We start from the raw sequence: 11156 nt of genomic DNA, 5'->3' as shown, positions 1-11156 counted from the left end.
CGGGCCTCTACTTGCCGGTGAACACGCCGAAGGCGCGGAACTTGTTGTAGCGGTCGCGAACCAGGGCGTCCGGGGACAGCTCCGCCAGCTGGCCCAGGTGCTTGCGCAGCGTCTTGCCCAGCGCCTCGGCGGCCTTGGCCGGGTCGCGGTGCGCGCCGCCGGGAGGCTCCGGGACCACCTCGTCGATGATCTTCATCTCCAGCAGGTCGGGCGCGGTGGGACGCATCGCGTCCGCGGCCTTGTCCGCCTTGCCTGCGTCGCGGAAGAGGATGGACGCGCAGCCCTCCGGGGTGATGACGGAGTAGACGCTGTTCTGGAGCATCAGCACGCGGTTGCCCACGCCAATGGCCAGCGCGCCGCCGGAGCCGCCCTCGCCAATCACCGTGGAGATGATGGGCACGCGCAGGCGGCTCATGACCTCCAGGTTCACGGCGATGGCCTCCGCCTGGCCGCGCTCCTCCGCGCCGATGCCCGGGTACGCGCCCGGCGTGTCCACGAAGGTGAGGATGGGCTTCTCCAGCCGCTCCGCCAGCTCCATCAGCCGGCGCGCCTTGCGGTAGCCCTCCGGGCGGGGCATGCCGAAGTTGCGGGCCATGTTCTCGCGCGTGTTGCGGCCCTTCTGGTGGCCGATGAGCATCACCGGCTTGCCGTCGAAGCGCGCGAACCCGCCGACGATGGACGGGTCCTCGCCGAAGTGCCGGTCGCCGCACAGCTCGAAGAAGTCCGTGAACAGGTGCTGGACGTAGTCCAGGAAGAACGGACGCGAGCTGTGACGCGACAGCTGCACCATCTGCCAGCGGGACAGGTCGCTGAAGATCTCCGCCTGGAGCTTCTTCGCCTTCTTCTCCAGCTTGGAGATCTCCGAGGAGAAATCCGCCGTGCCGGTGGTGGAGAGGGCCTTCAGCTCCTCGATCTTCTTTTCCAGCTCGATGAGCGGGCGCTCGAAGTCGAGCGCGTAGCCAATGCCGGTTGCCATGGCGCCGAACTAGCACCAGGGTTCAGGCCTTTCAACGCGCAAGCGGTTACGCACCCCTGGAATGTCCCGGGAAGCCACCCGTCTGGAGCCACATGGTCCTCGCCCTCTCCCTGCTGGCCCTGACCCTGTCCGCCGCCCCGGCCACGCCCCCTTCCGGCCGGGCCCTCAACACCCAGGGGTTCCGCCTCTACCAGTCCGGCCGCTACCCCGAGGCCCTGGAGAAGTTCCAGGCGGCCGCCCAGTCCACCCCGGACTACGCCCTGGCCCACTACAACGCCGCCGCCACCCTGGGCGTCCTGCGCAAGCAGGGCAAGGTGTGCGAGTACAGCGCCCACCGCGACGTCATCGTGGAGAAGCTGGCCACCGCCGTGCGCCTGGACCCGCGCCGCCTCCAGCGGGCGAAGGAGGACCGGGACCTGGACGTCATCCGGGACACACTCGGCTGGCAGAAGCTGCTGGGCCGCACTCCCCAGAGGGAGGCCGACGTGCCGGCCCTCCTGAGGGCGGTGTCCTGGTACGGCCCCGGCGTGGGCGTCTACGGCACCACCCGGGCCCTGAGGTTCCAGGACGGGGGCCGCGTGGAGCTCTGGAAGAAGGACGTGGATGACTCCGGCACGCCGAAGGAGTCGCGCACCCGGGGCACGTACACGGTGAAGGGCCGCACGGTGGAGGTGAAGCTCCCCGGGACCGCGCCCGTCACCGGCACCCTCACCGAGGCGGGCGCCCTCACCTTCCCGGAGCCCCTGGGCGGCTTCACCGACAGCCCGTCCGAGTGCGACGCCTGACGTGACGGGGCGTGAAGTGACGACCCGTTCACGCCTACACGCCTCCGGGGAGCGCCGCCCTGGCGCGCCTGCCCGCCGGTGCCCACCTTCCTCGTGAAGCAGAGGGGGGAAGCGGTGCACCGACTCAACGCAAGACACTGGGGGCTCGTCGCCATCGTCGCGGCGGCGCCCTTCGTCCTCGCCTTCGTGCTGGGCGCCGCGGCCCCCCAGCTCCTGGAGCCGGTGCTCGGCACTCCCGTGGGCGGGCTGAGCTGGGGCCTGGCCACGGTGCTGGGACTCGTCGGCGGCGCCCTCTTCGCGCGCATCCTCGCGGCCCTGCAGCGGCCGCGCATCCAGGCATCCCCGGGGCTGCGCCTGCTGGGCACGGTGGGCGGCGCCAGCGCGGTGGTGACCCTGTGCATCGTGCCGGCGGTGGCGCTGATGCTCGTCGGGCCGGGCTGGGTCCTCCAGCAGCATCTGGAGGTGCCGGCGGCCCCGACGGTGCGCTCGCTCAAGGCGAGCGCCGTGGACCTGCTGGGCCAGGCGCGCCGGGCGTATCCCCACCGGCTGCCCCTGTCCCTGCTCTTGCCGGGCCCCCACTAGGCGCCCGGCGTCTCCAACGTCAGGCCGCCTTGATCTTCGCCGGCGGCGCGGACAGCGCGTACCACGCGGTGCGGAACGCCTTGAGCTCGCGCAGCCCCGCGGGGTGACGGCCCAGCGCGGGCGCCATCGTCACGGGCAGGCCAATCTTCTTCTCCATGGCCTTGGCCGCGTTGAGCTCCAGCTTGCGGCGGTTCTCGCACTTCTCGCAGGTGGACTTGGGGCCCACGCGGTTGACGAGCACCCGCTCCACCTGGAGCTTGCGCTCCTTGAGGTACTCCACCAGCCGCTCCGTGCGGGACGCGGCCAGGTCCTCGCCGCGCGTGACGACGACGAAGCGCGACTCGCTGGGGGACGCCAGCGCGTCCTCGAAGCGCTTCACGTGCTTGAGCATCGCGGCCAGGTCATCCGCCAGCTCGCCCAGGCCCTTGGCGCGGTGCTTGTTGAGGATGCCGTGCAGCGCGCCCAGCCACGTCTTCGCGGTGTCCGCCAGCTCCACCACGCGCACGTTCGTCACCTGCGGCGACGAGTCCACCACGATGCGCTTGAAGCGCTCCTGCACCAGCGCGTCCGTGAGGACGGACATGGCCGCCAGCTCGTCGATGCCCGGGGGCGCGCACTCCAGCAGGTTGCGCAGGTAGAGCAGGTCCGCCGGCACGTCGTTGCCCGCCTTGGGCGCGCCCTCGAAGGCCTTCTCCGCCTTCTCCTTCAGCCGCTTGCGCAGGGCGTTGAACCAGCCCGCCATGTCCAGCTCGCGTGCGTACAGGCCCTTGGTGCCCTTCACCTGGGTCTCGGTGTCCGTCAGGCGGCTCTGCAGCACGTCCGACAGCGAGTGCGCGGGGTCCGTGGAGATGAGGAGCACCGGCCCCTCCTTCTCCGTCAGCGTCACCGCCGCGGCGGCCGCGCAGGAGGACTTGCCCACCCCGCCCTGCCCCACGAAGAAGATGAGCCGCGTGGGCGGCAGCGGAGGCGCCGCGATGGGAGGCATGGACGGGGCGCGCACCAGCGCCGGAGGCCCCTCGGCCGCGCTGAACTCCAGCGCCTTGGTCTCCTTGCCCGCCGCCCACTCCCTGGCGAACTCCTTCAGCCCGTCCAGCCCCCGGGGCGCCACCTCGCGGCGGCCCAGCAGGTTCACGGGCACGGTCTTGTCCAGCGCCTGGTACTTGCGCACGTGGGGCGCCTGCAGGCCGCGGCGGCCCTGGCACGCCGGACAGCCCTCGTGGTCCTCCACCTGGTTGACCACCACCTCCGTCACCGGCAGCCCGCGCTCGCGCAGCTGGGTGAAGTACATGCGCGTCTGCGCTTCCGGCACCGGCTCCGCCAGCGCCACCAGGTGGAAGGCCGTGCGCGCGGGGTCCTTCAGCAGCGCCAGCAGCTTCTCCGCCTTCTGGCCCACCTGCTCCAGGAAGCCCGCGGGAGCCGCTTCCGCCGCCGCGGCGGCCTTCTTGCCCTTGCCGCTGGGGGCCGGGGCGGCGCGGTCCTGGCCCGCCTTCACGAAGCCCAGGAACTTGCGCAGCTGCGCGGGCAGGTCGAACAGGCGCAGGGTGTGGCTGGTGGGCGCCGTGTCCACCACGATGCGGTCGTACTCGCCCGACTCCAGCAGGTCCACGACGTGGAACAGGGCCACCAGCTCCTCCAGCCCCGGCACCGCCTGCTGGTAGAGCTTGCCCATCTCCTCGTCGGACAGGTGCGTGCCCTTCACCGCCGCCTTCGCCAGCGCCGGGAGGTACTCCGCCAGGAACGGCTTGAGCAGCGCGGGCGGGTTCAGCTCCGCGCCGAACAGGCCCCCCTCGCCCTTGCCCGCCTGGAGCTTGGTGGGCTTCGCCGGAAGCTTCTTCTTCACCAGGTCCGACAGGGACTGGACCGGATCCAACGAGACGACCAGCACCCTGTGCTTGGGCGCTTCTTCGGAGAGCCTCACCGCGTACGCTGCCGCGAGCGTGGTCTTGCCGACCCCGCCCTTGCCACCGAAGAAGTGAAGAACTCTCGCGTCGCTCATTGCGTTGTGGCCTTCCTTGTGCCCCCCCGGCGGCACCCCAGATGACTCACGTCGGACGACCGCCCCGTGGGGGGCGGACGTGGCCCGAAATGCGACGTCCCGGCCGGGCCCTCACCAACGGGTGGGAGAGGCCCGGAGGATCCCCCGTCCAGGGGGGAAAAGTCAAGAATTGACAGGGGTTTTCGAGACCTCCCCTGCCCATTTAAGCCGGCCCGGGGAGGCCCCGCGCGCGCCCTCCAGGAGCCCTGCCAAGGGCCCGGAATCCGGGCCCCACTGCCTACCCATCAGGTCAGCGGACGTCAGCCGTCAGCCGCCGGACCCGGTGGATCAGCGGGTCAGGAAGCTGCTGGCGCCCAGGGGGCCGTCGTTGCCCTGGCCACCCAGGGGGCTGCCGCCACCCGGGGTGCCCTGCGCCCGGTTCTCCGCCGCGTAGCGGTTGAGCTTGTTGTAGAGCGTCTTCTCGCTCACCCCCAGCACCTCCGCCGTGCGGGCCTTGTTGTTCCCGTTGCGCTGGAGGCTGCCCAGGATGTACTCGCGCTCCACGGCGTCCAGGCTCAGGCCGAACGGCAGCTTGAACGTGTGGCGCTCCGGGCTCTTGCCGGCCATGTCGGGCGGCAGGTGCTCGCGGGTGATCAGCTCCCCGTCGCAGAGGATGACGGCGCGCTCCACGGCGTTGCGCAGCTCGCGGATGTTGCCCGGCCAGTCGTAGTTCTTGAGGACCTCCATGGCGTCCGGGTGCACGCCGGAGACGCGCTTGGCGGAGTCCCCCCGGAACTTGTCCACGAAGTGCTGGACCAGGATGGGCACGTCGTCCCGGCGCTCGCGCAGGGGCGGCAGGTGCAGCTGGAACACGTTGAGGCGGAAGTAGAGGTCCTCGCGGAAGCGCTGGTTCTTGATCTCCTGCTTCAGGTCGCGGTTCGTGGCGGACAGCACGCGCACGTCCACTTCGATCTCCACCTTGCCACCCAGCCGGCGCAGGCGGCCCTCCTCCAGCACGCGCAGCAGCTTGGCCTGCAGGTCGATGGGGATCTCACCCAACTCGTCCAGGAAGAGCGTGCCGCCGTGGGCCATCTCGAACACGCCCGGGCGGCGCTGATCCGCGCCGGTGAAGGCGCCGCGCTCGTGGCCGAAGAGCTCGGACTCAATCAGCGTCGCGGGGATGGACGCGCAGTTGATGGCGATGAAGGGCTTGTCGCGGCGCAGGGACAGGTTGTGCACCGTGCGGGCGACCACTTCCTTGCCCGTGCCGGACTCGCCGCTGATGGAGACGCTGGCCTTGGAGGGGGCCACCTTCTCGATCATCTCGATGACCTTGCGCATCCCGGTGGAGCCGGCGATGAGGTCCGTGGAGCCCAGCTGCTTGAGGCGGCGCCGCAGCGTCTGCACCTCGCGCAGGGTCTCCTTCTTCTCCAGCGCGCGGTCGATGCAGACCTTGAGCCGCGCGGTGTCCAGCGGCTTCACGATGAAGTCGTAGGCACCCTCGCGGATGGACTCCACCGCGGTGTCGATGGTGCCGCGGCCGGTGAGGAACACCACCGGGCAGTCCGGCAGCTCCTCGCGCAGGTTGCGCAGGAGCCACAGGCCGTCCGTCTCCGGCATGGCGAGATCCGACAGGACGACGTCGGGCCGGAACTCACCGGCCTTGCGGAGGGCGTCATGCCCGTCGAACGCGGTCTCGACCTTGTGACCCCAGGCGGACAACATCTCCGCCAGGGCCTCGCAGGTCTCACGTTCGTCATCCACGGCCAGGATTCGTGCGCTGCCCAAGGTGAAAACCTCCACTGCGATGAAGCGTGATGAAACCGGATGGAAGACCGACAGCGCCTGAAGGGGGGAACCTCAGGCGCGCGGGAACACGAGGCGGCACGTCCCCGCCTGAATAGCGACTTCGATGCCCAGTTGCGCCGCGCGCAGCGTCAGCGCGGCCACGGTGTCCGTCGCCCGTTCGGGCGCCGAGGAGCCGTCCACGACCTCCAGCACCGCTTGAGGCCCTTCGGCGCGGACCGCGACGACCACGGTGCTGCCCTGATCCGCGCGCTGGAAGGCGCGCATCAGCACCTGCACCAGGAAGAACCCCAGCTCGGTGGTGTCCTCCATGCGGGCCTGCACGTCCGGCTCGATGGCGCGCGTGACCTGAAGCCGGCGCCGGCGGCTCTCGTGGCCCAGCACGTCCAGGGCCTTGCCGGTGGCGTCCGACAGCGGCGCGTCCCCGGAGGGGCCCGCCCCGCGAAACACGATGAAGTCCGAGAAGAGCTTGAGCAGGCTGTCCACGCGAGCAATCTGCTCGCGCATGGCCTTGAGGTTCTTCTCCTGCGTGGCCGGCACCTGGCCGGACTCGCCCTTGAGCTTCTCGGAGAGGACCTCGAGATGGATGGCCAGCGCGTTGAGCGGGTTGCGCACGTCGTGCAGCAGGCTGTCCATCAACGGCGGAACCGCGTCGTAGCGGGCCGCGCCCACCACGGGGTCCGACACATCCTGGACAGAGGGCGCACTGCTTGCCATTGCTGTTGAGCTAACCACCTGGAACTCCTAGGAATTTTCCGTCTCCCCACCCCCGCCGCCGCCCTACCGGAGCCAGGATTTAGGGAGCACCCCTGGGATCGTCAACCCTGGGTCGGTAATTCTTGCCGGAGTTCTAAAATTCCCGTGTCGGAACGGCCACTTAGGACCTCTCACAAGTGTCATTCAACGAACGGGAACCCTGCACCGGGCGATCAGCGCGTCCAGGGGTTGTCCGCCCCCGGACACGGCACCGCCTTCAGGTCCCGGTTGCGGCCGCCGGAGGCTGCGCGGCGGCGCCCAGGCCGACGAGCTGGAGGCCCAGCCGGGCCGCGTACTCGAAGATGCGCGGGTCCCGGTAGAACTCGCCGAACACGATGCGGGTGCAGCCGCTGTTGGCGATCAGCTTGAAGCACGGCCAGCAGGGGCTGGCGGTCGTGTAGATGGTCGCGCCGTCGATGCGGACGCCGTTCTTCGCCGCCTGGATGATGGCGTTGGCCTCCGCGTGGACGGTGGCCACGCAGTGGCCGTTCTCCATCATGTGGCCCACCTCGTCGCAGTGGGGCAGGCCGCGGATGGCGCCGTTGTAGCCGGTGGACAGGATGGTCTTGTCCCGCACCAGCACCGCGCCCACATGCTTGCGGTCACAGGTGGCGCGGGTGGCCACCTGCTGGGCGATGTCCATGAAGTACTGATCCCAATTGCCCCGAGCGGACATGCGCGTGAACCCTCCGGCGAATGAGCCCGCAGCTCTAACGCCGGCCTGAATCACGTCCAGTAATCGGAAATCGGGACGAAAACTGGCTGTCGGATCAGCGACTCGCGGTCTTCTGCGGCCCCGCACCGTCCGCGTCCGCGGAGCGCTCCAGCAGCCGGCCGAAGCCCTTCGCCTGCATGAAGCCGCGCACCTTGGCGCTGGGCGCGGCGAACGTCTCACCCGGCATGGGCACGTCGAAGCTGAAGTTCTGGGCGGCGACCTCGAAGTCCACCTTCGCGGTGCGGTAGCCCTCCACGATGGCCAGGAGGCGCCCCGTCTCCAGGCTGAAGATGCCGCCGCCGGAGGCCCCGTAGCCGATGGGCGCGTCCGTCTTGAGCATGCGCGGGTGCTTCGTCTGCTTGTCCCACTCCACCTGGGACACCATGCCGCCGGAGATGGACAGCGCGCGGCCGTACGGGGACGCCGCCACCACCACGTCCTCACCGGGCTCCGGCTCGTCGTCCGCCGCCAGCTCCGCCACGGGCCACGTCACGCCCGTCACGCGCAAGAGCGCCAGGTCCAGGTCCGGCACCTGCCCCGTGGCCACCACCTCCGCGGCGTACTCGTGCGACTCCGCGCGCCGGTCCAGCACGACCTTGAGCACGGGGTCCTTGAGGTCGCCCTGCTCCACCGCGTGCGCGTTGGTGAGCACGTAGCTGACGGGGCCGGACTCCCCGACCTCCGTCCCGATGACGACGCCCGACGCCGAGCGGCGCACCTTGCCGTCCTCCGTCGTCACCAGCCGCACGTTGAGCGGGAGGATGCGCCGCACCATCGCCTTGCGCGTGGGCTGCGGCGTGGGCTCGGGCCGGGACAGCGCCCGCTCCACCCGGAGCGGGGCCTGCGTGTGCGTCGCGACCGGGGTCTCCGTGGAGGACTGCGACGGGGCACTGGCGCACGACACGAGGGCCCACAGGAGGGGGGTGCCCAACAGCAACCGGTTCATCAACACTCCAGGCGCAAGGAAGAGGAGGGACGAAAGACGACGACACACGCGCGAACTCGGTGTGAGGTCCCATCATCCCGAGCCCCGGCCCGGATTGGGAAGCAGACGAGCAGGCATTGGCTTCCCGGATGCCTGCCCTCCCCGCCCCGTCAGGTGTAGCGCTGGCGCATCAGGAACAGGATGGCGTCCTTCGCGCAGAACTCGCAGTAGCCGTAGCGGTCCGCCATCGTCTTGAGCGTGTCCTGCACCTGGGACTGCTCGCGCGGGGTGAGCTGGTTGCGGTCCTCGGAGAGGTACTTGAGGATGTTCTCCTTGTTCTTGCGCAGCACGCGCTTGCGCTCCTCGAAGTAGTGGTCGCGCAGGCGCTTGAACATGTCCGGGAAGATGCGCGGATAGTCCATGGCGCCGTCCGGGTTGTCCAGCCGGTGCGCGCCGATGCTCGCGATGAGGCCCCGGCGGAAGTCCGGCGGCGCCTCGCCCTGCGGCATCACGATGGCCTCCACCTCCGCCATGCGCGCCTCGTCCGGCTTCTCCGACTCGCCCGTCACGCGGTTGCGCATCTTCTCCCCGCGCACCCAGTGGCTGACGCTCTGGATGTAGCGCTCCACCAGCTCGCGGTACTGCCCTTCGGACACCAGGCCCATGGAGTCGCGCACCTCGGAGTCCACGCGGTCCAGGTACTCGCCCTCCACCACGCGCACGAAGGTCTCGTGGTCGTGGTAGCCGTCCATCACCTCCTGGAGGAGGAACTCGTAGACGCTCTTGTCCTTGCAGAGCGCGTGCAGTTCCTCCAGCACCGCCAGCGCGTGGAGGCACTTGTAGTCCGGGTTCTGCGCGGCGTTGAAGAGCGCCGTCTTTATCTCCCGCGCGCTCGCGCCGGAGCGCCCCTCGTAGTTGGGGTACGCGTCGGACTCCTCGTACATCTCCTCGCGCAGCTTGAGCAGCTCCTTGGTGTTCGCGGAGGACAGCCGCGCGGGCACCCCGGCCTCCTGGTACAGGTGCAGCTTCTCCACCGGGGCCACCTGATCCACCAGCGGCTTCACGTTGGCCGGGTAGCGGTCCGGAATGGGCTTCTTCAGGCGCGTGAGCACCGCCCACATCGCGGCCACCTCCGTGGCGTGCGGCGCGACGTGCTTGCCCACGGACGTGGCGGTGATCTGCGCGTCGTAGATCTCCTGCTCGACCTTGTAGCGGCGCAGGTACGGCACCCGCACCAGCTCAATGCGGCCCTTGAACGACGCGAAGTCCGGCAGCTCCTTGAAGGCCCCCAGGTGCTTCTCGTTGGAGGACGCGATGAGCACCTCGTCCAGCTGGAGCACGAAGGGCTCCAGGGGCACCTCGCCCGTCTCGCTGAAGCCCAGCAGGTACTTGAAGGCCTCCAGCGGGCGCTTGAGCAGGTCCGCGTACTCGATGAGGCCCCGGTTGGCGTGCACCAGCGGGCCGTGCGGCTCGAAGAGCACCGTGCTGTGCAGCGCGGCGGGCAGGTTGAGCTGGGTGCGGTCCGCGGAAATCTGCTGCGCGGCGGCGTCCACGCTCATCTGCGGCTCCACCGTCACCGTGCCCACCTGGTAGCGGCGCGACACGTAGAAGCGCTCCACCTGCACGTGGCGCAGGACCTTGAGGTAGTCCCCGCCGTAGGAGTTGAGCAAGGCCGTGTAGATGCGGCGGCACTTGGCGCACAGCTCGCCGTCGCGCACGTAGTCGGACAGGAGGAAGTCCCCCGTCTCCCCGTCCCCGTTGCCCAGCCCCTTCTTCTTGAGCGCGCCCTCCAGCAGGGCCTTGCGCTCCGTGGGGGGCACCGCGAACAGCGGATGGTCGCGCAGCTCGCAGGGCATGCGCAGGTCCAGCGCCTCCGCGTCCAGGTGGGCGTACGTGGTGAGCTCGCCTTCGGCGGACTTCGCGCCCGCGCGCTCGCCGAAGCCGATGGAGCCCTTGATGAGCTTCTCCGACGGGAACACCCACGCGATGCGGTAGAGGGCCCCTTGCGGCTGGCGGGAGTAGTCCTCCATCCCCTGCTTCAGCGCGTTGACCAGGCTGGACTTCGCGCTGCCGTTGGGGCCGTGCAGCATGATGAGCTTGTTGATGCGGCCCGCGCGCACGAAGTTGCCCAGGATGCGGTAGAGGGCGTTCTGCACCTCCTCCTGCCCGGCGACGCGGCCGTCATGGTCGGCGGACGGGACGTCGAACACCTTGAAGCGCCGGATGGTGCCGGTGGGGTGCGGCACGGCCTCCGTGCCGTAGTGGTCCATCACGTCCCGCAGGTACTGCGCCGCGTTGCGTGACTGCCCCTTCGGGTCCGTGAAGAAGAGCGACAGGTACTCCTCGAAGGACAGGATGGACCGGTTCTTGACGAAGTCGGCGCTGACCTGTGCGCCCACCTCCTGCAGATAGCCCTTCGCTTCCACGGCGGCTCCCCTCTGTGGGTGGGTAGTCTCTCGGATGTAGCCACGGCGCTGCGCCGTCGCATGTGAACCCCGGGGAACGACCTTCGTTCCCGGCCCCGGGGATGTAAAGCCGGCGCCCCCTCCCTGAAGGCGGGTGTGTTCGGGGCCGCGCGCTTGGACGCCGGCCGTGTCCCACCCGGCCAGGCGGGCGCCCGGGGGTGGGAGGTTCAG

Annotated in this window: 9 protein-coding genes; 2 read left to right on the top strand and 7 right to left on the bottom strand. The window is 69.9% G+C overall.

Translation table 11 applies throughout. From position 1 onward, the window contains the following. Positions 1-7: 7 nt before the first annotated feature. A complete protein-coding gene (locus NR792_RS06700; protein ID WP_375759229.1) occupies positions 8-976 on the bottom strand; it encodes an acetyl-CoA carboxylase carboxyltransferase subunit alpha in 969 nt (322 codons plus the stop codon). A 92-nt stretch (positions 977-1068) separates the two neighbouring features. Here NR792_RS06700 and NR792_RS06695 point away from each other — a divergent pair, with 92 nt between their 5' ends. Together NR792_RS06695 and NR792_RS06690 are read left to right on the top strand one after the other, a co-directional pair. Further along, the gene (locus NR792_RS06695) at positions 1069-1761 is read left to right on the top strand and encodes a tetratricopeptide repeat protein (RefSeq protein WP_375759228.1); all 693 of its coding nucleotides are present in this window, start codon (positions 1069-1071) and stop codon (positions 1759-1761) included. A 114-nt stretch (positions 1762-1875) separates the two neighbouring features. Further along, a complete protein-coding gene (locus tag NR792_RS06690; RefSeq protein ID WP_375759227.1) occupies positions 1876-2343 on the top strand; it encodes a hypothetical protein in 468 nt (155 codons plus the stop codon). 19 nt (positions 2344-2362) lie between these two features. On the opposite strand, the gene NR792_RS06685 is transcribed toward NR792_RS06690, so the two are convergent. The 6 genes from NR792_RS06685 to NR792_RS06660 form a co-directional block, all read right to left on the bottom strand. Continuing rightward, complete coding sequence (locus NR792_RS06685) at positions 2363-4339, bottom strand: ArsA family ATPase (RefSeq protein ID WP_375759226.1); 1977 nt, start codon at positions 4337-4339, stop codon at positions 2363-2365. A 327-nt stretch (positions 4340-4666) separates the two neighbouring features. Further along, positions 4667-6106: an enhancer binding protein Nla6 gene (gene nla6, locus NR792_RS06680; RefSeq protein ID WP_375759225.1), complete on the bottom strand. Its 1440-nt coding sequence runs from the start codon at positions 6104-6106 to the stop codon at positions 4667-4669. A 72-nt stretch (positions 6107-6178) separates the two neighbouring features. Then, positions 6179-6841, bottom strand: a complete 663-nt coding sequence (locus tag NR792_RS06675) for a histidine kinase dimerization/phospho-acceptor domain-containing protein (protein WP_375759224.1) — start codon at positions 6839-6841, stop codon at positions 6179-6181. Between the two features lie 256 nt (positions 6842-7097). Next, entirely contained in the window at positions 7098-7556 is a 459-nt protein-coding gene (locus NR792_RS06670; RefSeq protein ID WP_375759223.1) for a cytidine/deoxycytidylate deaminase family protein, read from the bottom strand. A 94-nt stretch (positions 7557-7650) separates the two neighbouring features. Beyond that, a complete protein-coding gene (locus NR792_RS06665; RefSeq protein ID WP_375759222.1) occupies positions 7651-8541 on the bottom strand; it encodes a S1C family serine protease in 891 nt (296 codons plus the stop codon). Positions 8542-8690: 149 nt separating this feature from the next. Then, positions 8691-10946, bottom strand: a complete 2256-nt coding sequence (locus NR792_RS06660) for a PrkA family serine protein kinase (RefSeq protein WP_375759221.1) — start codon at positions 10944-10946, stop codon at positions 8691-8693. Between the last annotated feature and the right edge of the window lie 210 nt (positions 10947-11156).

This window comes from Corallococcus exercitus (genome assembly GCF_042231735.1).
In the GTDB taxonomy this organism is placed as follows: Bacteria; Myxococcota; Myxococcia; order Myxococcales; family Myxococcaceae; genus Corallococcus; species Corallococcus exercitus_B.
This window is presented reverse-complemented; position numbering and strand designations above follow the sequence as displayed.